This is a genomic window from Actinoplanes aureus (assembly GCF_015704865.1).
In the GTDB taxonomy this organism is placed as follows: Bacteria; Actinomycetota; Actinomycetes; order Mycobacteriales; family Micromonosporaceae; genus Actinoplanes; species Actinoplanes aureus.
Genome location: NZ_JADQTO010000027.1, coordinates 45,569 through 70,984, shown reverse-complemented (window position 1 = coordinate 70,984; position 25,416 = coordinate 45,569). Strand labels below are relative to the sequence as shown.

At 71.3% G+C, this 25,416-nt stretch carries 24 protein-coding genes and 2 pseudogenes; 14 read left to right on the top strand and 12 right to left on the bottom strand.

What is annotated here, in order from left to right:
• Positions 1-23: 23 nt before the first annotated feature.
• The gene (locus tag I4J89_RS39000) at positions 24-680 is read right to left on the bottom strand and encodes a response regulator (RefSeq protein WP_196419224.1); all 657 of its coding nucleotides are present in this window, start codon (positions 678-680) and stop codon (positions 24-26) included.
• Positions 677-1,855, bottom strand: coding sequence for a sensor histidine kinase (locus I4J89_RS51780; RefSeq protein WP_196419223.1), 1,179 nt, complete (start codon positions 1,853-1,855; stop codon positions 677-679). Before I4J89_RS51780 ends, I4J89_RS39000 begins: the two co-directional genes overlap by 4 nt.
• Before the next feature lie 164 nt (positions 1,856-2,019).
• On the opposite strand from I4J89_RS51780, the gene I4J89_RS38990 reads away from it, so the two are divergent.
• Entirely contained in the window at positions 2,020-3,291 is a 1,272-nt protein-coding gene (locus I4J89_RS38990) for a hypothetical protein (RefSeq protein WP_196419222.1), read from the top strand.
• A gap of 60 nt (positions 3,292-3,351) precedes the next feature.
• Here I4J89_RS38990 and I4J89_RS38985 read toward each other — a convergent pair whose 3' ends face one another.
• Positions 3,352-4,029 (bottom strand): response regulator transcription factor, encoded by a 678-nt coding sequence (locus tag I4J89_RS38985; RefSeq protein ID WP_196419221.1) that lies wholly within the window; start codon positions 4,027-4,029, stop codon positions 3,352-3,354.
• Positions 4,017-5,174 (bottom strand): sensor histidine kinase, encoded by a 1,158-nt coding sequence (locus I4J89_RS38980; RefSeq protein WP_196419220.1) that lies wholly within the window; start codon positions 5,172-5,174, stop codon positions 4,017-4,019. Before I4J89_RS38980 ends, I4J89_RS38985 begins: the two co-directional genes overlap by 13 nt.
• Before the next feature lie 109 nt (positions 5,175-5,283).
• On the opposite strand from I4J89_RS38980, the gene I4J89_RS38975 reads away from it, so the two are divergent.
• Positions 5,284-6,636, top strand: coding sequence for an alpha/beta fold hydrolase (locus I4J89_RS38975; protein ID WP_196419219.1), 1,353 nt, complete (start codon positions 5,284-5,286; stop codon positions 6,634-6,636).
• Here I4J89_RS38975 and I4J89_RS38970 read toward each other — a convergent pair.
• Positions 6,633-7,424 carry a GntR family transcriptional regulator gene (locus I4J89_RS38970; RefSeq protein WP_196419218.1) on the bottom strand — a complete coding sequence of 264 codons (792 nt, stop codon included), beginning with the start codon at positions 7,422-7,424 and terminating at the stop codon, positions 6,633-6,635. The two genes, I4J89_RS38975 and I4J89_RS38970, sit on opposite strands and share 4 nt — an antisense overlap.
• 201 nt (positions 7,425-7,625) lie before the next feature.
• Here I4J89_RS38970 and I4J89_RS38965 point away from each other — a divergent pair, with 201 nt between their 5' ends.
• The 3 genes from I4J89_RS38965 (at position 7,626) to I4J89_RS38955 (ending at position 9,312) form a co-directional block, all read left to right on the top strand.
• Positions 7,626-8,042 carry a DUF6232 family protein gene (locus I4J89_RS38965; RefSeq protein WP_196419217.1) on the top strand — a complete coding sequence of 139 codons (417 nt, stop codon included), beginning with the start codon at positions 7,626-7,628 and terminating at the stop codon, positions 8,040-8,042.
• 126 nt (positions 8,043-8,168) lie between these two features.
• Entirely contained in the window at positions 8,169-9,095 is a 927-nt protein-coding gene (locus I4J89_RS38960; protein WP_196419216.1) for a helix-turn-helix domain-containing protein, read from the top strand.
• 19 nt (positions 9,096-9,114) lie between these two features.
• Positions 9,115-9,312 (top strand): DUF397 domain-containing protein, encoded by a 198-nt coding sequence (locus tag I4J89_RS38955; protein WP_196419215.1) that lies wholly within the window; start codon positions 9,115-9,117, stop codon positions 9,310-9,312.
• A gap of 49 nt (positions 9,313-9,361) precedes the next feature.
• Here the strand turns inward: I4J89_RS38955 and I4J89_RS38950 are convergent, their stop codons facing one another.
• Positions 9,362-10,231 carry a PAC2 family protein gene (locus tag I4J89_RS38950; protein ID WP_196419214.1) on the bottom strand — a complete coding sequence of 290 codons (870 nt, stop codon included), beginning with the start codon at positions 10,229-10,231 and terminating at the stop codon, positions 9,362-9,364.
• Between the two features lie 111 nt (positions 10,232-10,342).
• Between I4J89_RS38950 and I4J89_RS38945 the strand changes: the two genes are divergently transcribed.
• Genes I4J89_RS38945 through I4J89_RS38935 form a run of 3 tightly spaced genes read left to right on the top strand, consistent with a single transcriptional unit; the run spans position 10,343 to position 11,738 of the window.
• Entirely contained in the window at positions 10,343-10,897 is a 555-nt protein-coding gene (locus I4J89_RS38945; protein ID WP_196419213.1) for a hypothetical protein, read from the top strand.
• Between the two features lie 56 nt (positions 10,898-10,953).
• A complete protein-coding gene (locus tag I4J89_RS38940; protein WP_196419212.1) occupies positions 10,954-11,298 on the top strand; it encodes an ArsR/SmtB family transcription factor in 345 nt (114 codons plus the stop codon).
• Positions 11,295-11,738 carry an SRPBCC family protein gene (locus I4J89_RS38935; RefSeq protein ID WP_196419211.1) on the top strand — a complete coding sequence of 148 codons (444 nt, stop codon included), beginning with the start codon at positions 11,295-11,297 and terminating at the stop codon, positions 11,736-11,738. Before I4J89_RS38940 ends, I4J89_RS38935 begins: the two co-directional genes overlap by 4 nt.
• Before the next feature lie 232 nt (positions 11,739-11,970).
• Here the strand turns inward: I4J89_RS38935 and I4J89_RS38930 are convergent, their stop codons facing one another.
• On the bottom strand, positions 11,971-14,505 hold the full coding sequence (locus I4J89_RS38930) for an ABC transporter permease (protein ID WP_196419210.1): 2,535 nt from the start codon (positions 14,503-14,505) through the stop codon (positions 11,971-11,973).
• A complete protein-coding gene (locus I4J89_RS38925; RefSeq protein ID WP_196419209.1) occupies positions 14,505-15,272 on the bottom strand; it encodes an ABC transporter ATP-binding protein in 768 nt (255 codons plus the stop codon). The genes I4J89_RS38930 and I4J89_RS38925 overlap by 1 nt, the downstream gene beginning before the upstream one ends.
• A 252-nt stretch (positions 15,273-15,524) precedes the next feature.
• Here I4J89_RS38925 and I4J89_RS38920 point away from each other — a divergent pair, with 252 nt between their 5' ends.
• Complete coding sequence (locus tag I4J89_RS38920; RefSeq protein ID WP_196419208.1) at positions 15,525-16,235, top strand: neutral zinc metallopeptidase; 711 nt, start codon at positions 15,525-15,527, stop codon at positions 16,233-16,235.
• A gap of 43 nt (positions 16,236-16,278) precedes the next feature.
• Positions 16,279-16,959, top strand: a complete 681-nt coding sequence (locus I4J89_RS38915; RefSeq protein WP_196419207.1) for an HAD family hydrolase — start codon at positions 16,279-16,281, stop codon at positions 16,957-16,959.
• 675 nt (positions 16,960-17,634) lie between these two features.
• Here the strand turns inward: I4J89_RS38915 and I4J89_RS38910 are convergent.
• The 3 genes and pseudogenes from I4J89_RS38910 to I4J89_RS52245 form a co-directional block, all read right to left on the bottom strand.
• On the bottom strand, positions 17,635-18,354 hold the full coding sequence (locus I4J89_RS38910) for a LuxR C-terminal-related transcriptional regulator (RefSeq protein WP_196419206.1): 720 nt from the start codon (positions 18,352-18,354) through the stop codon (positions 17,635-17,637).
• A 370-nt stretch (positions 18,355-18,724) separates the two neighbouring features.
• Positions 18,725-19,336: pseudogene (locus I4J89_RS50345) on the bottom strand (RecB family exonuclease); the annotation flags it as partial.
• A 378-nt stretch (positions 19,337-19,714) separates the two neighbouring features.
• Positions 19,715-20,005: pseudogene (locus I4J89_RS52245) on the bottom strand (RecB family exonuclease); the annotation flags it as partial.
• Between the two features lie 393 nt (positions 20,006-20,398).
• Between I4J89_RS52245 and I4J89_RS38900 the strand changes: the two are divergent.
• The 3 genes from I4J89_RS38900 (at position 20,399) to I4J89_RS38890 (ending at position 23,102) form a co-directional block, all read left to right on the top strand.
• Complete coding sequence (locus tag I4J89_RS38900; RefSeq protein WP_230860368.1) at positions 20,399-21,481, top strand: site-2 protease family protein; 1,083 nt, start codon at positions 20,399-20,401, stop codon at positions 21,479-21,481.
• 20 nt (positions 21,482-21,501) lie between these two features.
• On the top strand, positions 21,502-22,440 hold the full coding sequence (locus tag I4J89_RS38895; RefSeq protein ID WP_196419204.1) for a tRNA (adenine-N1)-methyltransferase: 939 nt from the start codon (positions 21,502-21,504) through the stop codon (positions 22,438-22,440).
• 71 nt (positions 22,441-22,511) lie between these two features.
• Positions 22,512-23,102, top strand: coding sequence for a hypothetical protein (locus I4J89_RS38890; protein WP_196419203.1), 591 nt, complete (start codon positions 22,512-22,514; stop codon positions 23,100-23,102).
• A gap of 17 nt (positions 23,103-23,119) precedes the next feature.
• Here the strand turns inward: I4J89_RS38890 and I4J89_RS38885 are convergent, their stop codons facing one another.
• Entirely contained in the window at positions 23,120-23,401 is a 282-nt protein-coding gene (locus I4J89_RS38885; RefSeq protein ID WP_196419202.1) for a ferredoxin, read from the bottom strand.
• 175 nt (positions 23,402-23,576) lie between these two features.
• On the opposite strand from I4J89_RS38885, the gene arc reads away from it, so the two are divergent.
• Positions 23,577-25,358: a proteasome ATPase gene (gene arc, locus I4J89_RS38880; RefSeq protein WP_196419201.1), complete on the top strand. Its 1,782-nt coding sequence runs from the start codon at positions 23,577-23,579 to the stop codon at positions 25,356-25,358.
• The last annotated feature ends 58 nt before the right edge of the window (positions 25,359-25,416 follow it).

Sequence of the window (25,416 nt, the reverse complement as noted above, 5' to 3'; positions counted from 1 at the left end):
CGGCCGGAATAAGGATTCTTTCGTCAGCCGCCGCCGGCGCGGACCAGCCCCGACTCGTACGCGTAGACCACCGCCTGCACCCGATCTCGCAGCCCGAGTTTCATCAGCACCCGCGCCACGTGCGTCTTGACGGTCGCCTCGCCGACGGTGAGCGCCGCGGCGATCTCCCCGTTCGACATGCCGCGCGCCATCAGCCGTAATACGTCCACCTCGCGCGGCGTCAGCTCGCCCAGTTCCGGCGGCGGCACCGGACCGGGCCGCCCGGCGAACGCCGAGATGACCCGCGTGGTCACCGCCGGGTCCAGCAGCGCCTCGCCGGCCGCCACCACCCGGATCGCCGTGATCAGATGCTCCGGCGACGAGACCTTGAGCAGGAACCCGCTGGCCCCGGCCTGGAGCGCCCGGTACAGGTTCTCGTCCGAGTCGAACGTGGTCAGCACGATGACCCGGGGCGGATCCGGAGCACTCAGCAGCGTCCGGGTGGCCGTCAGCCCGTCCTGCCGGGGCATGGCGATGTCCATCAGCACCACGTCCGGCCGCAGCCGCCGGGCCACCGCCACCGCCTCGGTGCCGTCGCTCGCCTCGCCGATCACGTTCATGTCCGGCTCGGTCTCGATCACCATGCGCAGACCGGCCCGCAGCATCCGCTGGTCGTCGGCGATCACCACACTGATCGTCACCGGGCCGCACCGTCCCGGACGGCGGCGGGCAGAACCGGCAGCCGCGCCTCCACGGCGAACCCGCCCGGCGGTCGCGGACCCGCGTGCAGGTCCCCGCCGAACAGGGTGACCCGTTCGCGCATCCCGATCAGCCCCTGCCCTCCGCCGGACGACGGAGCGGCCGGTGGCCCGTCGTTCACCACGCCCAGGTGCAGGCCGTCGGCCCGGTAGTCCACGGTGAGCTCGGCCGACGCCGCGTGCGCGTGTTTCAGCACGTTGGTCAGGGCCTCCTGGACGATCCGGTACGCCGACACGTCCACCGCCGGCAGCAGCGGCACCGGCTCACCGCCGCGGCGCACGGTCACCGCGAGACCCGCTTCCCGGACCTGCCCCACCAGGTCGTCGAGGCGGTCCAGACCGACCGGCGGCTGGGCGGTGCCGTCGCCGTCGCCGCGCAACAGCCCGAGCGTACGGCGCAGTTCGGTAACCGCGTCCCGCCCGGCCGATTCGATGTACTGCAACAGCTGCGGGTCCACCGGCAGACCGGCGTCGAGCCGGCGGCGCACCACCCCGGCCTGGATCACCATGACGGTCACGCTGTGCGCCACCATGTCGTGCAGCTCGCGGGCGATCCGCACCCGCTCCTCGGTGACCGCCTCCCGGGCCTGCCGCTCGCGGAACTCGGCCCGTACCCCGGCCGCGTCGGCGAGCCGCCGGGCCTGCACCGAGACCACGATCCCGAGCACGTACGGCGCCAGCGGGAAGAAGATGTTCGCCATCGGGTCGCCCGGGTTCTCGTGGTTGTACATCGCCACCGTCCCCAGGATCAGCAGCGCGCCGGCCGCGCCCCGGTGGGTGATCCGGCGGTCCGGCCCGAACGGCGGTTCCCAGCGGCCGACCGTGTACGCGCAGACGACCATCGCGACCACCTGCCAGAGCCGGAAGTTCACGGTCTTCTCGCCGTCGATGGTCGTCTCGACGTAGAACACGCTCAGCACCACGAACCCGTGCGGGATCATCGCCAGCAGCGGTATCAGCCGGCGGATGAGGATCAGCAGGGTGTAGCCGGCCAGCGCGTACGGCCACCAGTTCCCCGGCATCCGGATGAGCTGTTCCTCGACCACCGCGAACGCCGTGAATCCGGCGGCCACCGCCACGTCGGTGCGGCGGATCCGTCTGAGCTGTTGCCGTAACACGCGTCGACGGTACGGCCCGGCCCGGCCGGCCGGACCCACCCCCAGGATGATCGGCCGTCCGCCGCGCGGGGGAGGCCGGATCACTCCCGGTACGGGCGACGCCCCCGCCCCGCGTTCGTAACGTTCCCGCCGGTTGAAGAAACACCGAGGGGGAGGAAACAATCATGTGGCGTAAAGCAGCGGCCGCGAGCCTGGTGGCCGCGCCGATCGCACTGGCCGTGGCGACCGGGGTGGACCCGGCGCTCGGCATCCCGGAGCAGTACGGGATCTACCGCCAGCACCCGGACGCGGTGCAGGCACACTCGATCCTGCTGCACTGGGCTTGGGTGCTGTTCGTACCCGGTCTGCTCGGCCTGCTGGCGCCGATCCGGCAGCGCGGCGCCGTGCTCGCCCGGATCGCCTGGATAGCGGTGATCGTCGGCCTGGCCACCTTCTCGGCGCTGATGGCGAACGACTTCGTCCTGCTCGCCCTGGAGCAGACCCTGCCGGACGCGCAGGTGCAGGCGGTCGACGAGAAGTTCCTGGCGATGAGCGTGACGGTCGCCGGCTGGCAATGGCCGGGCCTGATCGGCTGGGGCCTGTCGCTCATCCTCACCCCGATCGCGGCCGCCCGCGGACGGGTGATCGACTGGTGGACCGCCGGCGCCGCGCTGCTGGGCATGGCGCTCTACCTGGCGTTCGCGATCTCGCCGGTGCCGCTCTGCCTGCTCGGCCCGATCGTCATGATCGGTGCCTACGGTGCCGCGGCCTGGCGGCTGGTACGCCCGCGGCCGGCCCCCGCCGAGCCGGAGCCGGACACCTTCGGCGCCTTCCGCCGCGGATTCGGTCAGTTCGCCCTGTACGCCGCACCGCTCTCGTTCGCGATCGGCATGGCGACCGTGCCGGACTGGTCCGGCGACCTCGCGGACAGCGTGGCCAAGCCGGTGCAGACCCAGGTGAGCGCCCTGTTCCTGCACTTCGCCTGGATCCTGTTCGTGCCCGCGGTGCTCGCCGTGGCGGCCCGGGCCAACCGGTTCACCCAGGTGGCGGCCGGGATCACCGTTCTCGCGCTGATCAACTTCAGCGGGCTGATGGTGGGCGACTCCGCGGACCTGGCGGCCCGGCAGGTGCTGGACGCGGCCACCGCCGACCGGGTGAGCGAGACCCTGGGCGGGTACGCGGCGTTCACCTTCGGCTGGGCGATGCCCGGCATGCTGCTCAGCCTGCTCGGACTGATCGCGGTGGCGGTGGGCGCCGCGGTGAGCCGGGTGACCCGCTGGTGGACCGCGGCGCTCGTGGTCGCCGGTATCGCCGCCTTCCTCGGCCTCGGGCTCGGCCCGATCGGGGTGACCGGGCCGCTGCTGCTGCTCGCCGGTTTCGGCCTGATCGCCCGCGACCTGCGCCGCCTGCCCGCCCCGGCCGCGCCGGCGGCCACTCCGGCACCCGCTCCGGCCTGACCTCAGCGGGGCAGTGGACCGGACGCCGGCATCGGGGGGCGATGCGGCGCCCGGTCCGCTTCAGATCAGTTCGGCGTCGTGCACCAGCAGGGCGATCTGCACCCGGTTGTTCAGGTCCAGCTTCGTCAGCAGCCGGGAGACGTGCCCTTTCACCGTCGGCAGGCTCATCCGCAGGCCGGCGCCGATCTCGGCGTTCGACCGGCCGTGCCCGACCAGGAGCGCCACCTCGCGTTCCCGGTCGGTCAGCACCGCCAGCCGGCCGCGGGCGCGGGCCCGGCGGGTGCCCGCCTCGGGGTCGGCGACGTGGTCGATCAGCCGGCGGATCACGGTGGGGGAGAGGCTCGCCGCTCCGGACGCCACGCTGCGCACGGCGGCCAGGATCTCCCGCGGCGGGGTGTCCTTGAGCAGGAAACCGCTGGCCCCGCCGCGTAACGCCTCGAGCACGTACTCGTCGGCGTCGAACGTGGTCAGCACGATCACCTGCGGCGCGCCCGGGCGCCCGCGGATCCGGCGGGTGGCGACCAGCCCGTCCACCTCCGGCATCCGGATGTCCATCAGCATCACGTCCGGCCAGTGCGCGCCGGCCACCGTGACCGCCTGCGCGCCGTCGCCGGCCTCGGCCACCACCTCGATGTCCGGCGAGCCGCCGACCAGGATCCGCAGACCGGCCCGGACCAGGGGATCGTCGTCCACGATGGCGAGCCGGATCGGCCGCTCGAAATCACTCACGCCGGCCACGGCAACTCGGCCTCCAGCCGGAACTCCCCGCGCGAGGAGCCGTACCGGACCTGTCCGCCGGCGAGCGCCACCCGCTCCCCGATGCCGACCAGCCCCGCACCGCCACCGGCAGCGGGCGCTTCACGCGTACCGGAAAGGGGGTTGATGATGGTGATCCGCAGGCCGCGACCGGCGCTGCCGGCCAGGCGCACCGACGCGGCCGGCCCCGCACCGTGCTTGCGTGCGTTGGTCAGGCCCTCCTGGACGATCCGGTACGCCGTGCGCCCGAGCACCACGGGCGGTCCGTCCGGCGGCACCGCGCTCGCGTAGTCCACCGCCATGCCCGCCGCCCGCGCGCTCTCCACCAGGCCGGCCATGTCCGCGAGGCCGGGCTGCGGCGGCTCCGGCCGCCCGCTCGGCACACCGACCACCGCCCGCAGTTCCTCGAGGGCCTCGTGCGCCGAGCCGCGGATCGCTCCCGCCGCGATGCTCAGCTCCTCGGCGGAGACCTCCGAACGCACCTCGAGGGCGCCGGCGTGCAGGCTGATCAGCGACATCCGGTGGGCGAGGACGTCGTGCATCTCGCGGGCGATCCGGGCCCGCTCGGTGAGCCGGGCGCGGTCCTCGCGCAGTTCCTGCTCGGCCTCCAGTCGGGCGGCCTGCTCGCGCAGCGACGCGGTGAGCCGGCGGTAGGCCTGCATGAACAGGCCCCAGCCGAGCGCCGCCGCGGTGATCACCCCGCGCATCACGAAGTCCACCCAGATCTCGTAGGCCGGCCGGTCGTGCAGCAGGTAGTAGATGCTCGCGGTGGCGACGTTCGCGGCTCCGAGCAGCAGCAACAGCGGCGGACGGAACCGGATCGCGGCGGTGAACAGCGCCAGCGTGATCGCCCCGGTCGCCATCACGGACACCGCGCCGAACGGCAGCAGCGCGACGGTCACGCCGAGCGGATGCCGGCGCCGCAGCAGCAACGCGGCGGTGCAGGCCAGCCCGGCCGCGATGTCGGCCGGCCAGGGCAGGAACGCGCCGGGCCGGGTGGCGTCGCCCAGCGCGACCATGAGCGATCCGTAGGCGAGGGCCAGCGCGATCGCGATGGCGTCCGCCAGGCGGTCGCGCGCGGCCGCCCGAGCACTGCCGGGGTCGGGCACCAGCAGGGCGAAGAGCATGAGCGCAGCCTATGAGGTACGCGCGAAGCACGGCACCTACCAAAGTAGGGTCCGCCCCGGTTCCGCCGGCCGGTGCGCGGTCCCGCCGCCGGGGCCGATCCTCGCTGCCATGACATCGACCTGGTTCCGCATCGGTGCGTCCGTCCTGCTGGCGGCCGGCTGGGGTGCCGCCGCCGCACTCTGGACGCCGCGCGGCCCGCTCACCAACGCTCAGGCGCTCTGGTCCATCGTGATCAGCGCGGCCGTGGGCCTCGCCGCCGGCCGGGTGACGCGCTCGCGCTGGGCGATCATCACCACCCCGCTGGCGTACGCCGCCGCGCTCGAACTCACCCGCCTCCCGATCACCGGCCCTTCGGTCGACGCCCCGCACCTCAGCGCGTTCGGTCTCGTCGCGTTGCTCTCCGGCCGGGGTGTGCACGGCCTGCTGTCGCTGCTGCCGATGGCGATCGGTGCGGCGTACGGAGCCGGCCCGCGCCGCCGGATCCCGATCGCCCTGGCCACCGCCGCGCTGCTCGCCGTCACCGTCGCGGTGGCCGTTCCGGCCCGGACCGCCGCGATCCCCGGCGGCGTCGCCGAGCTGACCTCGGTGAGCGGCCTCGGCGTGCTGATCCGTGGCGCCGACACCACCCGCCCGGTGCTGCTCTTCGTCCCCGGCACACCCGGCGGCTCGGAGACCGGTGCGATGCGCCGTCACCTGGCCGCCCTGGAACAGGACTTCGTGGTCGCCACCCTGGACCGCCGCGGCGGCGGTGCGTCCTATCCGGAGCTGGACCCGGCCGGCCGGGTCACCGTGGACAGTACGGTCGCGGACATCCTGACCGTTACCGATTACCTGCGCACCCGCTTCCACCAGGACCGGATCCACCTGCTCGCGTTCTCCGGCGGCTCGATCCCCGGCGCCCTCGCCGCGCACCGCGCGCCGCAGAAGTACCGCGCCTACGTCGGCACCGGCCAGGCCGTCGACCTGCGCGCCAGCGACCAGCTCTTCTACACCGACATCCTGGCCTGGGCCAAGTCGTCCGGCCGCGACGACGTGGTCACCCGGCTCTCCGAGCAGGGCCCGCCGCCGTACGCGGATTTCTGGGGCTACGAGCCCTTCCTGCTCCACGAGAGCGAGGCGTACGACCAGAAGCCGCCCGCGTTCGAGATCGGCGTCCCGGAGTACACGCTGCTCCACAAGGCACACACGCTGACCGCGATCATGGACACCTGGAGCGTGCTGTACCCGCGCATGCAGGACACCGACCTGCGCCGCGACGTGCCGCGCCTGGTCGTGCCCGCCTACTTCATCCAGGGCGGGAACGAGATGCGCGGCCTGTCGGTCCTCTTCGACGAGTGGTACGCCGCCCTGGCCGCCCCGGCCAAGCGCCTGGAAGTGCTGCCCGGCGCCGGCCATCGCGCCATGTTCGAGGAGCCGGACCGCTTCGCCGCCACCCTGCGCACGCTGCTGGCCCAGGTCTAGGCGAGCGCGAACCCCGGTTCCGGGCCGGGTTCGGCGGCCGGCGCCGGGATGCGGTACTCCTCGGTCAGCGTGGTCATCGGACCCGGCCAGGTCGCCTGGGCCACCTCGATCGGCTTGCGGGTGTCGTCGAACGCGACGTGCAGCAGGTGCAGCACCGGTGTGTCCGGCCGGATCTGGAGGGTCTCGGCCTCCTCCCGGCTGGGCTGCCGGGCGCTGATGGTGTCCGTCGCCGACGCGTACCGCCGGCCCAGCACCTCCTCCGCCTCCTGGTAGAGCGGCCGCCCGAAGGCCTCCATCCGCTCCAGGGAGGTGCCGCTGGTGTCGGTCACCCGGAACCACGACGCGCCCACCTCGACCGTCGCCTCGTCGGTACGGACCACGTGCCGGCGGACCAGCAGTTCGGTGCCGTCCCGTACCCCGAAGGCGTCCGCCACCTCGGGCGGTGCGGGTTCCCGGCCCACCGCCACGAGCTGCTGGCGGTAGCGGGCGGCCAGGTCGGCGTGGTAACCGCGGTGTGCACCGTAGCGGCCCCGGGAGAGCCGGTTGAGGCGGCGGCGGGTGCCCCGGACGTACGTGCCGGATCCCGGCTTGGTGATCAGCAGACCCTCCACGCGCAGCTGGTCCACGGTGCGCTGCACGGTCTGCTTCGCGACGCCGAACATCTCCGCCATGGCCGGAATGGACGGCAGCCGTTCGCCGGGTTGCCAGTCACCTCGCCGGATGCGCTCGCGGAGCTGGGTCGCGATCTGCCGATGCGGGAACTCGGCGGCGCCCGGATTGATCGTCATCGTGGCCTCCCGACATAGCTAGGTTCCTAGGATGCGGCACGAACTGTGATCCGGGCGGCATTGACACGCGCGCGCACGATGAATCCGTGAGTGAATCCGCCTATCAGCTACAAGGCTGTCAGCAGCCTGGCGGATAGACCACCGTCCCCGCATACTGAACCTGCGTTAAGGCGACGAGGTCCTGGATCCGGGAGGAGGGGGATGGAGTTGCCGGTTTTCTATCGCGGTCCGCGAGCCGTCATCACCCACAGCGTCGTGGAGGTTGCACAAACCGTCCGGCGCCGCTTCCTGGTGGCGGAGCTCTTCGATGTCCACATCGTCCGGCACGACCCCGAGCCGGACGCCTCCGGGCGGCAGGTCTTCGGCGTGTCCGCCCTGGCCGCGGCCGTGGTGTCGATCCCGGTGGTGGGCTCGGTCTCGATCCTGCTCACCGCCCTGCTGGTCGGGGTCCTGGTGGTCTACGGCACGATCTGCGTACGCCCGCGCCGGCGCCGGTGGTGGCAGGTGCGCGCCGAGTACCGGGGTCAGGTGGTGGAGGTCTTCTCCTCCCGGGACGAGCGGGAGTTCGCCGAGTTCTGCCGGGGCCTGGTGCGATCCCTGGAGTTCCACGACCGGTGACGGCGACCCGGTTTGGTGTCCGGTTTGTTCCCTGGAGTATTGTGCGGCAGGCCATGGGCGACAGCCATCTGCGATGTTGCAGTCATGGGTGATTCGCGGCTTTCGACGTTTTTGTGAGGATATCGCATGGCGGCTGCGCACACCGAGCTGCCCGCCGTCGCGCGACGGCGGGTCCGGCTCGCGCTCCGCTCCGCCCGTGAGGAGACCGGCAGGAGTCAGCACGAGATCGCCGAGACCCTCGGCTGGTCCCTCTCCAAGCTGCAGCGCATCGAGCTGGGCGAGGTCACCATCTCGCCGACCGATCTGCGTGCGGTGCTGGAGACGTACGGCGTCCTGGACGAGGAGCGCGTCGCGTCGCTGGCTGAGGACGCGCGGGTCGCCCGCCGCGAGCGGTACTGGACCAACCCGGAGTATCGCGAACACCTGCCGACCGGGTTGCTCCAGCTCCTCCAGTTCGAGCTGGCCGCCACCACGATCCGTGAGTATCAGACCACCCTGGTGCCCGGGCATCTGCAGACCTCGGCCGTCGCGGACGCCACGATCGGGTGGTTCGACAAGAGCCTCACCGAGGACGAGCGGCGGGTCCGGCGGGACGTCCGGTTGTCCCGCCGGCGCGACGTCTTCCAGCGTGACGGTGCGCCGGACTACCTGCTGCTTCTCGACGAGTCGGTGCTGTGGCGCTCGGTCGGCGGCCTCCAGGTGACGGCCGACCAGTACGAGAGCCTGGCGAACGAGGCCGCCCGGCCCAATATGCACGTCCGGGTACTACCCATGGACGCCGGAGTTCTGATGGGCTCCTCGGGCGCGTTCTCGGTGCTCGACCTCAGCCCCGACCCCGATGACGCCGTGCTGTACCGGGAGACCTACCTTCGGGACGAATTGGTCCAAGATCCGGTCGAGGTGGGTTATCACCGAAATGTCTTCGAGCGTTTCTGGTCCCGATCGCTCGATGAGGACGCGACCAGGGCGCTGATTCTGGCCCGCGTGTACGACTTGCGCGCGAGAGTGGCCAGAGCGGCGTGCGGCGTCGACGAGAAACCCCATAACGGATAACTGGCGAGGAAGGCTAGAAATGGGTGACACCACAACGAGGTGGGAGCGCAGTTCCTTCTGCGCGTCCGGGTCCTGCGTCGAGGTCGCGAGGATCGACGAGGACATCATCGCGGTCCGGGACGGTAAGAACCCGGCCCAGCCGGCGCTGATGTTCACTCGTGCGGAGTGGAGCGCGTTCTTGGACCGCGTCGCCGGAGGAGATCTCGCCCGCGTGTGAACGCGAAATCCCCCGCCGGGCGGCTGCCCGGCGGGGGACACGTGAGCGTCTACCAGGATCCGGCGGTGGGTCCGGCCGAACCGCCCCGGCGCCGCAGGTACTTCTCGAACTCGCTGGCGATCTCGTCGCCGGTCAGCGGCTGGATGCCCGCGTCACCGACCCGCTCCTCCAGCTCCCGGACGTACTCGCCGAGCTCGGAGTCCTGCTCGGCGGCGGCACGGACCTTCTTCTCCCAGTCGTCGGCCTGCTCGGCCAGGTCGGCCATCGGCACCGGCAGGTCGAGCACGTCCTCGATCCGGCTCAGCAGGGCGAGGGTCGCCTTGGGGCAGGGCGGGTTGTTCGCGTAGTGCGGCACGTGCACCCAGAACGAGAGGGCGTCCAGGTCGGCGCGGGCGGCCGCCTCGTGGAGCACGCCGACGATGCCGGTGGGGCCGTCGTACCGGGTCGGGACCACCTTGTACTTCTCGCCGATCTCACGGTCCGACGCGCTGCCGCTGATCGGCAGGGGCCGGGTGTACGGCACGTCGGCGAGCAGCGCGCCGAGCAGCACGATGCGGTTCACCTCGAGGCTGTGGCAGATCTCCAGCACCGATTCGCAGAAGGTGCGCCACCGCATGCTCGGCTCGATGCCGCGGATCAGCACCACGTCCCGTTCCGCGCCGGGCGGGCTGGCCACGGTGAACCGGGTGGTCGGCCACTCGATCTTTCGGGTCTCGCCCTCGGCCATGGTGATGGTGGGCCGGCTGACCTGGAAGTCGTAGAAGTCCTCGGGATCGATGCTGGTGACCTCACGGGCCTCCCACACCTGTTCGAGGTGTTCCACGGCCGCGGTCGAAGCATCCGCGGCGTCGTTCCACCCCTCGAAGGCGGCGATCGCCACGGGAGAACGGAGCAGCGGGAGGCCGTCGAACTCAGTCATGGCACACAGCCTACGTGCGGGTTCCGGTAGGCACCCGTCGACAGGTCTCCGGCGTGCCGGGATCGCGCCGTTGAGCGGATGGCGTACGCGCAATGCGCGCATAATCGACATATGGCCGATCATGTGGACCAGGTTCTCGGGCCGACCGACGACACGGTCAGCTTCATCCAGGCCCGCGGCATGTTCTACGTGACCACGCTCTGGGTCCTCGCCGCCTGCTGGTTCCCGATGCTCGTCATCAGCCTGCTGCTCAAGATGGCCGCCGGTTACCGGCCGGGCGGCGGTGACATCGTGCTCTACGCCGAGGCCACGCTGATCATCCCGGTGATCGTGTCGGCGCTGGTGCTGCTGCTGTTCTGGCGGCGGCTCGGCTGGCTGCACACCTCGGTGCACGGGATCGACTTCGCCGCGACCGGCCGCCGTCCGGTGCATCTGCCCTGGTCCGGGATCGGTTCGGTGGCGCTGCACGGGCGCGGCCCGTTCACCGAGCTGATCATCACGCCGGTGGCCGAGGACTACGCGACCGTACTGCCGGGCAAGGGCGGGCCGCCCCGGATCCGGCGGCGGGGCAACGAGGTCGCGTACGTCATCGACGTCGGGCTGATGTCACCCGGCCCCGAGGTCCTGCTGGCCGAGTTGCACCGGCGCGTACCCAGCAAGGTTTGACAGCCGCCACACGCGTGCCTACATTTAACCGGTCCGTTAATTAACGGAGGGGTTAAATGAGCGACCGGTTGAGCGTGATCTTCGCGGCTCTCGCCGACCCGACGCGGCGCGCCATCCTGGCGCGGCTCGCCGAGGGCGAGGCGACCGTGACCGAGCTCGCCGAGCCGTTCGACATCAGCCTCCCGGCGATCTCGCGGCACCTGAAGGTCCTGGAGAACGCGGGCCTGATCTCGCGCAGCCGCTCGGCCCAGTGGCGTTCCAGCCGGCTCGAGGCCGAGCCGCTGCGCGAGGCGACCGCGTGGATGGAGCGGTATCGCCGGTTCTGGGACGCCAACTTCACGCGTCTCGACGCCCACCTCAAGCGCATGCAGACCGACCGCACGACACGGAGGACACAGTGACCGATCTCGTCATCACCCGCATCTTCGACGCCCCCCGCGAGCTGGTGTACCGGGCGTTCACCGACCCCGATCAGCTGGCCGCCTGGTTCGGCCCGGTCGGCTGGTCGGTGCCGCGCGACTCCGTCGACATCGACCTGCGGGTCGGCGGGCACCAGCGCTTCACCATGGTCAACGACGCCGACCCGGACATGCGGTCACCGCAGAACGCCACCTTCGTCGAGGTGATCGAGAACGAACTGCTGGTCGGCGAGGAGAACGTCGCCCACATCCCGGAGTTCGGCGCCGACGTGCTGCGCCTGCGCATCGAGTTCCACGACGAGGAGGGCGGCCGCACCCGCCTGGTGCTCACCCAGAGCCCGTTCCCCGAGGCGATGGCCGGCGACGCGCGCGAGGGCTGGGGCTCCAGCTTCCAGAAGCTCGACAAGATCTTGGCCGGATAACCGCGGCTTTCAAACCCCTTTCCGGTACGGCCCTGACCGCTCCCTGCCTTCTCCCCGGCGGCCATGTGGGGCTCGAGGCCCCAGCGCCGCCGCCGGGAAACGGCAGGTGGATACAGACACGTGCGGCCCCGGCTTCCGCCGGGGCCGCACGTGCTTCGTCCCATTCGCGCCGGCCCGTCCCGGCTCGGCCGCTCGCGCCGGGCTTTTCTGCTCGGCGGCTCGCGCCGGGCCGTCAGTCGTGGGCGATGGCGCCCAGGACGTTCAGGCGGGCGGCGCGGATCGCGGGCGCGACCGCGGCGATCACACCGACCAGGGCGGCGAGGCCCAGGTAGGTGCCCATCCGGCCCCACGGCAGCACGATCTCGGTGATGCCGTCGTTCTCCAGCGCGCGGGCGACCGCGCTGCCCATGCCGGCTCCCACGACCACGCCCAGCAGCGCGCCGAACACCGAGATCACCACCGCTTCGACGGTGACCATCCGCATGGTCTGCGCACGGCCCAGGCCCACCGCCCGCAGCAGCCCCAGTTCGCGGGTGCGTTCCAGGACCGACAGGGCGAGCGTGTTCACCACACCCAGCACGGCGATCAGGATGGCCAGGCCCAGCAGGATCTGGATCATCGTGATGATCTGGTCGAACTGCGCGGCCTGGGCGTCCACGAAGGTCTGCTGATCGGTCGCGGAGACCTCCGGGCTGTCCGCCAGCAGGGCCTTCACCTGCGGGAGCACGGCCGAGACCGGGACGCCGTCGTCGAGCCGGACGAAGCCGAGGACCGGCTGGGTGATCCCGAAGCCCTTGATCGCGGCGGCCGGCATCAGGATGCTGCCGGGCAGCTCGTTCTCCGCGAACAGATGCGTGACCGTGTACGTGCGCTCGTCACCGCGGGCCGTCTGGATCGCCACCGTCGACCCGATCTGCCAGCCCTGCTCGGTGGCCTCCGGTTTGCTGACCGCGATCTGGTCGTCCTTCAAAGTGGTGGCCGTCGTCCCGTACGCCTGACCCAGCACGGCCAGGTCCTCGGTCGCCGCGACGTACTGCCGCTCCCCGCCGATCTGCACCAGGTCGTTGTAGAGGCCGGCCGCCGCGCGTACCCCCGGGATCTGCTCGGTCTTGTCCAGGACCGCCGGATCGTACGTGGGAGGCCGGGGCCCGCCCTGATCCCCGCTGATCATGATCTGGGCCTTGAGGATCCGTGCGGCCTCGCTCTTGAGGCTGCTCTTGGCCGAATCCATGACCACGGTGACGCCGGTGACCAGCGCGATGCCCACCATCAGCGCGGCGGCGGTGATCGCCGTGCGCCGCGGGTTGCGGCCCGAGTTGAGCCGGCCCAGCCGGCCCGGCACCGACCACGAGAAGAGGCGCCCGAGCAGCGACACCACCGGCCGGCTGATCAGCGGGGTGAGCAGCGCGATGCCGACGAACGTCACCAGCACACCACCGAGGATCAGCCACAGGGTGGCGTCGCCGGCGTCGGCGAACAGGCCGAGGCCGAGCCCGGCCGCACCGAGCGCGGTGACCACCGTTCCGGCCACCGTGATCTTGGTGAGCGGCCGGTCCGGGATGGCCACGTCCTGCATCGCCGCGACCGGCGCGATCCGGGAGGCGCGAAGCGCCGGCAGCACCGCCGCCACCACGGTCACCAGGAGCCCGACCACGAACGCGCTGATCACCGCGGACAGCGGCACCCCGATCGAGGCCAGTTCCATGCCACCGCCCATGCTGCTGAACAGCGCGGCCAGCCCGGCGCCCGCGCCGACCCCGGCGGCCAGGCCGAGGACCGCGGCGATCAGGCCGACGACGATCGCCTCCACCAGCACCGAGTTGATCACCTGGCGGCGGCTGGCGCCGATCGCCCGCAGCAGCGCCAGCTCCTTGGTGCGCTGGGCCACCACGATCGAGAAGGTGTTCAGGATCAGGAAGATGCCGACGAACAGCGCGATTCCGGCGAAGCCCAGCAGGATCTGGTTGAAGAAGCCGAGACCCTCCTTGATGCTCGCCGAGCTTTCCTCGGCCAGCTGCTCACCGGTCTTCGCCTCGTAGTCCGCGCCCAGGACCGGGGCGAGCCGGTCACGCAGTTCGTCCGGGGTCACCCCGTCGGCGGTACGCACCAGCACCGACGTGAAGACGCCTTTCTCGCCGAGCATCAGCTCCTGGGCCACCGGTGTGGTGAAGGCGACCTCCTGGACACCGCTGATGCTGTCCCGATCGCCGGTGTAGCCCCAGATCCCGACCAGCGTGAACTCCCGTTTCGGCTGCTGGGTGAGCACCGCCACCCGGTCGCCGACCTGGTATCCGGCGAGCTCGGCCGTGGTGGCGTTCATGGCGATCTCACCGGCCGACTCCGGTCCGCGGCCGGAGCGCATCTCCATGAGCTCGTCGGTGCCGGTCCAGTTCGAGCCGATCCGGGGCGGGCCGAACGAGGTCAGCACCTTGCCGTCGGACCCGATCACCCGGGCCCCGTCCGTGTCGACGCGGCCGGTCGCGGAGCGTACCCCCGGCTGGTTCTTGATGGTCTCCACGAGCGAAGCCGGCAGCGGCGCCGCGACCTCCTCGCCCTCCATCTCGGAGACCTCGACCTTGGGTTTCGCGGTGACCGAGACGTCGGTCGCCGCGTAGGCGTCCGCGAAGATCGAGTCGAAGGTGCGGTTGAGCGTGTCGGTGAGCACCAGCGCGCCCGACACGAACATCACCCCGAGGATGACGGCCAGTCCGGAAAGGATCAGCCGCAGTTTGCGGGCGAGCAGGCTCTTCAGCGTGGCGCGCAGCATCAGAGCATCACCGGGTCGGTCAGCGTGTCCAGCCGCTTCATGGTGTCCAGCACCGACTCGGCGGTCGGGTTCGCCAGCTCGTCGACGATCGCGCCGTCGGCCAGGAAGACCACCCGGTCGGCGTAGCTCGCCGCCACCGGGTCATGGGTGACCATCACGATGGTCTGCCCGTGCTCGCGCACACTGTCGCGCAGGAACCCGAGCACCTCGGCGCCGGACCGCGAGTCCAGGTTGCCGGTGGGCTCGTCGGCGAAGATGACGTCCGGACGGCCCATCAACGCCCGCGCGCACGCCACCCGCTGCTGCTGGCCGCCGGAGAGCTGGCTGGGCCGGTGGCCGAGCCGGTCCCGCAGGCCCACCGTGTCGATCACGAGATCCCACCACTGCGGATCCGGCTTGCGGCCGGCGATGTCCAGCGGCAGCTTGATGTTCTCCGCGGCACTCAGCGTCGGCAGCAGGTTGAACTGCTGGAAGATGAAGCCGATCCGGTCCCGGCGCAGCCGGGTCAGGGCCTTGTCGCCCAGCTTGCTGATCTCGGTGCCGCCGATGTGCACCGTGCCCTTGTCGACCGTGTCCAGGCCGGCCAGGCAGTGCATGAGCGTCGACTTGCCACTGCCGGACGGCCCCATGATCGCGGTGAAGCGGCCCCGCCCGAAATCGGCGCTGACCCCCCGCAGCGCCACGACCTGGGCCTCGCCCGAGCCGTAGACCTTCCAGATCTCGTCCGCCCGCGCCGCCACCGGTCCGCCGGTATCCGTCGCCTTCACGTCTCCCCCTTGATGTCGTGGTCCGGCCGGGGCGGCACTCGCCCCGGCCGGCCAGATCAGTGTTTCGGCGCGGCGGCACGGAAACGTCCGTCCCGCGGGGGAGCGGGCGCGGAGATTCCGGTGGGGGTCACCACCCACGCCGGCTCAGGGACACCCCCGAGGACTCGGGCTTCCCGGGTTCGCGTGCGGGTTTCGCGACAACCCGGATTGGTAAGCACAACTACCGTGGAACACCCGGCCCAGGAGGACCGCATGCGTGCTCGACCGGCAGTGCTGCTCGCTCTGATGTCGACCCTGCTCCTGACCGGCTGCCTTCCCCCGGCCGAGGATCCCGGCCGGGCTCCGGCGACGGACCGCTCCGGCGCCGGGGAACCCGTCGATCCGGACGACGGCACCGACACTCCGGAGGAGTTCGCCAACGACATCGGCGCCTCGCGATCCGTCGCCGAGCGGTACTGGACAGCGGTCTTCCGGCAGTCCGGGACCGGCTTCGAGCCGATCCGGCAGGTCGTGCCGTACGAGCGGGACGGCGAACTGGACTGCGCCGGCGAGCCGCTGCCCCGCAACAACGCGGTGTACTGCCCCGCCGGGGACTTCATCGCGTACGACGTGAACTGGGCGTTCGCGGCGTTCCGGCAGATCGGCGACGCGTTCGTGTACTACCTGCTCGGCCACGAGTACGCGCACGGCATCCAGGCCCGGCTCGGCATCCGCAAACAGTTCACCATCGAGCAGGAACTGCAGGCCGACTGCATGGCCGGGGCGTTCATCGGCGACAAGGCCCGCGACGGCGACCTCACCATGCAGGACAACGACACCCGGGAACTCGCCGACGGGCTCGCCGCCGTCGGCGACCAGCCCGGTCAGCCGTGGTTCGCCGAGGGCGCGCACGGCACAGCCGAGCAGCGGATGGACGCGTTCGCGAAGGGCTACCAGAGCTCGCTCGACGAGTGCGGCCTCTGATCTGGGTCACATTCGGTCGGCGCCCGGCCGGTTTGGCAGCAGAATGGGCCCGGCCGATCGACCTGGGGGAGCTGTTCTGGACGCCGTACTTTTCGACATGGACGGCACGCTGGTCGACAGCGAGCGGGTGTGGGGCATCGCGCTGACCGAGCTCGCCGTGCACGCCGGCGGCACCCTCTCCGAGACCGCCCGGCTGGCGATGGTGGGCACCAGCATGGCCCTCAGCATGCAGATCTTCCGCGACGACCTGGGCCAGCCGGACCGCCCCGAGGCGCCGGACGTGACCTGGCTGACCGACCGGGTGTTCGAGCTGTTCGGCGACGGCCTGGTGTGGCGCCCCGGCGCCGCCGAACTGCTGCTCGCGGTACGCGCGGCCGGGATACCCACCGCGCTGGTCACCTCGACCGGCCGCCGGCTCGCCGAGGTGGCCCTCAAAACGATCGGCGCGGAGAACTTCGACGCCGTCGTCTGCGGCGACGAGGTCGACAAGCCGAAACCGGACCCGGAGCCGTACCTGCGGGCTGCGGAACTGCTGGGCGTCGACATCACCCGGTGCGTGGCGATCGAGGACTCCCCGAGCGGAACGGCCAGCGCCCTCGCCGCCGGAGCGGCGGTCCTGGCCGTCCCGGCCGAACTCGAACTCCCACCCACCGTCGGCGTCCACCTGCGGTCCTCCCTGGTCGGCGTCGACCTCCCTTTCTTGGCGGCGTTGCTGTCCCGCTAAAGGCCTTCCGCAGTCAGGGTCTTTGTCCGGCCCAACGTGGGTGCTGTCTGGCGGCCGTTGATGCAGCGGTGAGCGTGGGCCAAGCAAGATCCCCGCTTGGGGACCGTGACTACGGAAGCCCTCGGGACATCTTTTGCGGTCAAGGTTCGGGCTGACCGTTCCAGGAGTGCCCGTTGCGGCAGTGGCGCGGTGAGCCCATACGCGCCGCCCGGCCCGGCCCGGCCCGGCGCGGCCCGGCGCGGTGCGGCCTCAGGAGGTGGTGACAGCTTTCAGGTACAGCCGGGTCCGCTTTTTGGGCCTGTTTGATCATTCGGCTGTGTGTGAGGGTTGCCTGCCGGCCGTTGAAGCAGCCCTCGCGCACAGCCGGCCCGCACCACCCCGCCTTGTCGACCACCGAGCTAGCAGCAGTGGCTGTCTCGCTGATCCACACCACAGCCGCCATGCCCGGAGTGGCGACCGGCCGGCAACCACCGGCCGACCGCAACCGGCCTCACACACCGCAAGCGAACCGCGCGTGACCTCGGTCCGCGCCCGGCTTGGGTCCGCGCGTGAACTCGGTCCGCGCGGCTTGGGTCCGCGCCCGGCATGGGTCCGCGCGTGAACTCGGTCCGCGCGGCTTGGGTCCGCGCCCGGCTTGGGTCCGCGCCTCAGTGGCCCCTGGGGCTGCCGGAATGATCAAGTGCCGGGCTTCACCAGGCCGGTCTCGTAGGCCAGCACCACCGCCTGGGTGCGGTCGCGCAGGCGCAATTTGGTCAGGACATGGCCGACGTGGGTCTTCACCGTGGTCTCGCTTACCTGCAGCGTTTCGGCGATCTCGGCGTTGGTGCGGCCGCGGGCGACGTGCTCCAGAACCTCGCGTTCCCGGCCGGTCAGCGCGTTGAGCCGCGCGGCGCCGTTGCCGGTGGAGCCCGCGATGGCCTCGGCGACCCTACCCAGGATGCGGGCGAGCAGCGGCGGCGCGATCACCGCGCCACCCGCGGCGACGGCTCGGACGGCGGCCACCAATTCGTCGCGCGGAGCGTCCTTGCACAGGTAGCCGGTGGCCCCAGCGGTGACCGCCGCCAGGATCTCCTCGTCACTGTCGCGGGTCGTGAGGATCAGGACGCGCACCGGCAGGTTCGCCTGGTTGATCGCCCGGACCACCGCGAGCCCGTCGGCCCGCGGCAGGGTCAGGTCGGTGATCAGCACGTCAGGCAGCAGGCGCCGGGCCAGTTCGATCGCCTCGACCCCGTCCCCGGCCTCCCCGGCGACCACGATCTCAGCTGGTGCGGCGTCTCCCGCCGCCCACTCCGGCGCGGTCCGCACGCCATCCGCGGGCGAGGCGGTCAGGATCGCCCGCAGCCCGGCACGTTGCAGGGGCGCGGCATCCGCAACCAGGACACGCAGCGGTCTCATCACCGCATTGTCCGGTGTGAGGCCCGCCCCGCGCGGCCCGTAGCCAGGTGACCGACATCCCAGTCCGCAACCGGCCGGTCGGCGACGCCCGGCATCCCAGCCCGCTGGTGGCCGGTCTGGGCGGATGGCCTTGCGGTTCGCTGCTGACCGGTCCGCAGCGGCTGGCGTCGCGGTCTGCTGGTGGGTCGGTCTGCGGGGCTCGCCTTCGGCTTGCTGGTGGCCGGTCTGGAAAGGGCTGGGCGTCGCGGGTTGTTGCGGGCAGGTCCGCATGCGCCGGTCTTTCGGTTGTTACTGGCAGGTCCGCTACGGCCGACCTGCCAGGCTGCTGCCGGCAGGTTGGCAATCGTGGACATCCCTGTTGGCGCGAGTCTCAGCCGAGAGGGCCGTCGCGGAGCATGCTGGCCAGGCGGTCGGGTTCGGGCTCGGCGGTGAAGGCGCCGGTGGGGGCGAGTTCGGGGAACGGGGGCGGCGTGCCGCCGAACTGAGGGCACAGGGCCTGGTGGCTGCACCAGCCGCAGAGGCGGCTGGGCTTCGGGCGGAAGTCGCGGTCGCGCTTGGCGCGTTCGATCGCTTCGGAGAGGGCGACCAGGGTGCGTTCGAAGCGCTCCAGTTCGCCGGCCTCGGGGCTGTAGTCGCAGACCTCGGCGTCCTTCAGGTAGAGCAGACGCAGCACGCGTGGCACCACGCCGCGGGTGCGCCACAGCACCAGGGCGTAGAACTTGAGCTGGAACAGGGCCCGGCCCTCGAAGGCCTCGCGCGGGGCGCCGCCGGTCTTGTAGTCGACGACGCGCATGTCGCCGGCGGGGGAGACGTCGAGACGGTCGATGTAGCCGCGCAGCAGCAGCTCGTCGCCGATCACGGTGGAGATCAGGGTCTCCCGCTCGGCGGGCTGCAGGCGTTGTGGGTCCTCCACCGCGAAGTAGCCGGTCAGCAGGTTGCGAGCGCTGGCGAGGAAGGCGGCGATACGGGCGACCTCGGCACCGCCCGGAACGTCGACGAGCGCCAGCTGGCCGGTCGCGTCGGCTCGGGCGGCGGGAATGGCCGGGGCGGGTTGCTGGAGGCCGTTGCCGTCGGCGGTGGGATCGGGCGCGTCGGCCGCCGGGTAAAGGTGTTGCTGGGTGTCAGCGGCGGTGGTTGGGCCGGGCGCCGGGCGGAGTTGTTGCTTGTCGTCAGGGGCGGCGGCGGGCTGGGGTGCCGGGTCGGGCTGCTGCGGGCGGTTGGCGGCGAGGGCGTCTCGCGTGGCTGCCTGGCCGTCGGCGTGGGGGTTGGTGGCGGGCTGGGGGAGGCCGGTGGCGTCGGCCTCGGCGGCCAGTGCTGCTGGGTCCGGGGCCAGGACAGCAGTGGGTGCGCTGGTGGGTTCGGTGAACAGGCCGGCCAGGGCGGGTTCCTGCTGGAGCAGTCGCTCCCACTCTGGGGCGACCAGGGCGGCCGCGGCTTCGGGGGTGCGCTCGACGGGCGGCAGGTCGAACAAGCGCTCCAGCACCGCGTGCACCAGCGTGCCGCGGACCTGGTCGGCCGAGGGAGTCTCAGGCAGCTTGTCGATGGTGCGGAAGCGGAACAGCAGTGGGCACGTTTTGAAGTCGGCGGCCCGCGATGGCGAGAGTGAAGGGCCAGGGGGCGTCTCCGGGCGGCGGCGGGCGGCCGGAATCACTGCGTCTGCCGGCGGCCTAGCCTCAGCCGGCGGCTCAGCCCCAGCCAGTGGACCAGCGTCTGCCGGCGGCTCGGCGTCGGCAGACGGCCCGGCCTCCGCCGGCGGTCCGGCCTCGGCCGGCGGCACGGGGCCGGCCGGCGGCAGGGCGCCGGATGGGGACGCGGAGGCCGGTTGCGCGGTCATCGGAGTGGGGGCCGTCATGTCTGAGAGGCTAGGCCAGGGGTGTGACGAAAACGCCGGGGTGGGTGCCGTGGCGCTGGTGTCCGTAGCATCAAGCGCGTGGAGGAGAGCCGGGCGCCGCAGGGCGGCGCACCTCGGGACCGGGCGCCGGACGGTGTCCGGGGGCGGCCGGTGGGGCATGTGCTGGGCATCCCGGTGTACGCGAATGCCTCGATGCTGCTGCTCGCGGCGCTGGTGACGGTCGTCTACGGCAACTATGCGCGCAACGGGCTCGGCCTGCCCAGCCCGTGGGCGTACGTGGTGGGCGTCGGTTTCGTGGTCTGCCTGCTCGGCTCAGTGTTGCTGCACGAGCTCGGCCACGCGCTGACCGCCCGGCGCTACGGCATCGGCGTGCGCCGGATCACCCTGGAGCTGCTCAGCGGCTGGACCGAGATGGATCGGGACGCGCCCACCCCGCGGATCGACGCGCTGGTCTCGCTCGCCGGCCCGATCGTGTCGCTGGTGCTCGGCGGGATCGCCACCGGCGCGGCGCTGCTGCTGCCGGAGCGGACCGTGCCCGGCCAGATCGCGTTCCAGCTGGCGGTGAGCAACGTCCTGGTCGCCGTCTTCAACGTGCTGCCGGGGCTGCCGCTGGACGGTGGCCGGGCCCTGCGTGCGGCGGTCTGGGCGATTCTGAAGGACCGTAACCGCGCGACCGTGGTGGCGGGCTGGGCCGGCCGGGTGCTGGCGGTGCTCACCGCGGCGACCGTGTTCCTCTTCTACCAGATCGGCTGGCTGACCGTTTTCGGGCTGGTCTTCGTGTTGCTGGTGGTGCTCACCCTCTGGCAGGGCGCCGGCCAGTCGATCCGGCTGGGCCGGATGACCCGACGGTTCCCGCTGATCGATCTGGGCCGGCTGGCCCGGCCGCTGCTCGCGGTGCCGGCCGGTACCCCGCTGGGTGAGGCGCAGCGGCGCCGTGCCGAGGATCCCAGGCCGGACGTGGTGCTGGCGGTCACCGACTCGGCGGGTAGCCTCACCGCACTGGTCGACCCGGTCGCCGCCGAGCGGGTGCCGGTCGACCGGCGGCCCTGGGTGAGTGTGGAGAGCGTGGCCCGCTCACGTGACGCGCTGACCTCCCTGCCGCTCGGGCTGACCGGCGAGCAGGTGGTCCGGGCGTTGCAGGCCCACCCGGGTGCGCACTACCTGGTGACCGCAGGCGAGGATGTCGTGGGCGTCCTGCGGGTCGCCGACGTGGCCGCCGTGCTGGAACCGCGGCGTGCCACACCGAGTCCGCGTAAAGGCACCGAGTCCGCGTAAAGACAGCTGAGAGAAGATCCGTGACCACAACCCCCGCCACCGCCGTCGACGAGCAGGTCCCCGCGCACCGCGGGCCGTTCCGGGAGGGCGACCGCGTTCAGCTCACCGACCCGAAGGGCCGGATGCACACGATCGTGCTGGAGGCCGGCAAGGCGTTCCACACGCACCGCGGGGCGCTGGAGCACGACGAGCTGATCGGGCTGCCGGACGGCAGCGTCATCACGGCGTCCAGCGGTACGGCGTACCTCGCTCTGCGTCCTCTGCTGGCCGACTACGTGCTCTCCATGCCGCGCGGTGCCCAGGTCATCTATCCGAAGGACGCCGCGCAGATCGTTGCCATGGGCGACGTCTTCCCGGGCGCCAAGGTGCTCGAGGCCGGCGCCGGCTCCGGCGCGCTGACCTGCTCGCTGCTGCGTGCCGTGGGGCACACCGGGGAGGTGCACAGCTACGAGCTGCGCGACGACTTCGCGGCGATCGCCCGTAAGAACGTGGAGGCGTTCTTCGGCGGCCCGCACCCGGCCTGGCACCTGCACAACGGTGACGTCGCGGGCAACGAGATCGGCGGGTTCGACCGGATCGTCCTGGACATGCTGACCCCGTGGGAGGCGCTCGACATGGTGGAGCGCTCGCTCATCCCGGGCGGCGTGTTCATCGGGTACGTGGCGACCACGCCGCAGTTGTCCGAGCTGGTCGAGGCGCTGCGTGAGCGCGGTGGCTGGACCGAGCCGCGGTCCTGGGAGTCGCTGGTCCGTGACTGGCACGCCGACGGCCTGGCGGTGCGCCCGGACCACCGGATGATCGCGCACACCGCGTTCCTGGTGTCGGCGCGCAAGCTCGCGCCGGGCGTGACGGCGCCGCCGCGGCGGCGCAAGCCGAGCAAGGGCGCTGAGGCGTACGCGCTCCGCAAGGCGACCCAGGCCGCCCTGGCCGCGCAACGGGAGGGCACCGCGGGGGAGTGACCGCCGCCGTTGGAGTCCGGTAGGTTCCGGGCGTAAAGGTACGGCCGGAATGGAGGGCAGGGGTGGGCGCGATGAGTTCTCCGCCGTTCGGCGGCGGCAACGAGATGCCGGCGGTCTTCCCCGACTGGTCGCCCTATCCGGACCTGGACTCCGCCGCCCGGGCCTACCTGCGTGACCCGGACGTGGCCCTGGAGGCGCTGTTCGGGGTGTTGCGCGGCGCTTCGGTGCTGTGCTTCACCCTGGAGCGCTTCGTCAACGAGGTGAACGGGGTCTGGCAGGAGGTCGTGGTCTGCGACGGCAGCCGGCTGGTCCTCTGGCACGGCGAGGACGTGGCTCCCGGCGACGGCCCGGTCGGCGCCATGACGTCCTCCTTGCGGGTGGTGCCGCTCTCCACCGTGACCGAGGTGGGCTGCCGGCGGCGGCTGACGCGTACGCCGAACGGGCAGGCCCGGGTCGACAGCATCGACGTCTACCTGCTGCTCAGCTCGGTCGACGACGCGGTGCCCCCGCCCGGCGTGGGCGAGGAGGAGGGCCGGACCCCGCTGCGGCACGACGCGCTGCGGTTCGGCAAGACGCTGGACGACGGCGGTCCCGGGCAGATCGCCCGGCTCGAGGAGTTCTCCCGAGTGGTGGCCTCGCTCGTCGGCCGGCCCACTCTCTGAGATTCACTCCAGTTCACTCACTCGGACGCGTGCGGGCCGGCGATCGCCACGTCGTCGGCGGTGCGCACGACGTGGATGCAGTCGCCCGGGCACTCCTTCGCCGAGTCGATGACCTCGAGACGAAGGTGCGCCGGCACGCCGGTACGAACACCCGGATCTTGGAGCAGATCGCCTGAATCGTCCTTTACGTACGCCAGGCCGTCGATGTCGAGCTCGAACACATCCGGGGCGTACTGGACGCAGAGGCCGTCACCGGTGCACAAGTCCTGATCGATCCAGACCTGAAGCTCTTCCGACACGTCCTACCTCCCCAAACCGGCCCGCCTCGACGGTACCCGAACCTCCGATGGGCCCATCGGCCGCGGGTTGATCAATCGATCAAGACTCGGTGACGAGGGTGTTGCAAGGGTCGAAAACCGCTTCGCAACAGTTAGTGTTAACCCAAGACGTTCGAGCCCCCCGGGGAGGTGGGACGTGGCACGTAGCGACGAAGCGGACTCCCGCGCCGCACGATGGGAGAAGGAAGCCAACGATCTCTCCAGCCAGGTCGCGTTTCTGCAAGAGGAACTCGCTCTGGTGCGGAGGAAGTTGACCGAGAGCCCCCGACACGTCCGGCAGCTCGAGGAACGGCTCGCGGCAACGCAGGCGCAGCTGGCCCGAGTGACCGAGAACAACGAGCGGCTCGTGGCGACCCTCAAGGAAGCCCGAGCCCAGATCGTCACTCTCAAGGAAGAGATTGACCGGCTCGCCCAGCCGCCCAGCGGCTACGGCGTTTTCCTGGCCGCGCACGAGGACGGCACGGTGGACGTGTTCACCGGAGGGCGCAAGCTCCGGGTGGCGGTCTCGCCGTCGCTCGCCGTCGACGAGCTCGACCGGGGGCAGGAAGTCCTGCTCAACGACGCGCTCAACGTGGTCGACGCGTTCGGCTTCGAGCGCACCGGTGAGGTGGTCCTGCTCAAGGAGGTCCTGGACAACCCGACGGGTGGTCCGGCCGACCGGGCGCTGGTGGTCTCGCACGCCGACGAGGAGCGCATCGTCTTCCTCGCCGACTCACTCGAGATCCCCAAGCTGCGCGCGGGCGACTCGCTCATGATCGAGCCCCGCTCGGCGTACGCGTACGAGCGGATCCCGAAGAGCGAGGTCGAGGAGCTCGTCCTGGAGGAGGTCCCCGACGTCGACTACGGCGACATCGGTGGCCTGCACTCGCAGATCGAGCAGATCCGCGACGCGGTCGAGCTGCCCTTCCTGCACGCCGACCTGTTCCGGGAGCACCAGCTGCGCCCGCCGAAGGGCATCCTGCTCTACGGCCCGCCCGGCTGTGGCAAGACCCTCATCGCCAAGGCGGTGGCCAACTCGCTGGCGAAGAAGATCGCCGAGCGGCGCGGCGAGGAGAAGCACACCAGCTACTTCCTCAACATCAAGGGTCCGGAGCTGCTCAACAAGTACGTGGGTGAGACCGAGCGGCACATCCGCCTGGTCTTCCAGCGGGCTCGGGAGAAGGCCGGCGAGGGCACGCCGGTGATCGTGTTCTTCGACGAGATGGACTCGATCTTCCGCACCCGTGGCTCCGGTGTCTCCAGCGACGTGGAGAACACCATCGTTCCCCAGCTCCTCAGCGAGATCGACGGCGTCGAGGGCCTGGAGAACGTGATCGTCATCGGCGCCTCCAACCGGGAAGACATGATCGACCCGGCGATCCTGCGCCCCGGCCGTCTCGACGTGAAGATCAAGATCGAGCGTCCGGACGCCGAGGCCGCGAAGGACATTTTCGCCAAGTACATCCTGGCGGACCTGCCGCTCAGCTCGGACGACCTGACCGAGCACGGCGGTAACCGCGACGCGACGGTCGCCGCGATGATCGAGGCGGTCGTGCTGCGGATGTACACGGAGACCGAGGAGAACCGCTTCCTCGAGGTCACCTACGCCAACGGTGACAAGGAGGTCCTGTACTTCAAGGACTTCAACTCCGGCGCGATGATCCAGAACATCGTGGACCGCGGCAAGAAGATGGCGATCAAGGAGTTCCTCACCTCGGGCAAGAAGGGGCTGCGACTCCAGCACCTGCTGGACAGCTGCGTCGACGAGTTCCGGGAGAACGAGGACCTGCCGAACACCACCAACCCCGACGACTGGGCCCGCATCTCCGGCAAGAAGGGCGAGCGGATCGTCTACATCCGCACGCTCGTCTCCGGCGGCAAGGGCGCCGAGGCCGGCCGGTCCATCGAGACCGCGACCAACACCGGTCAGTACCTGTAACACGCACTGAGGCGGGAGCGGAGGGAAACCCCTCCGCTCCCGTTCTCGTTCAACCCGT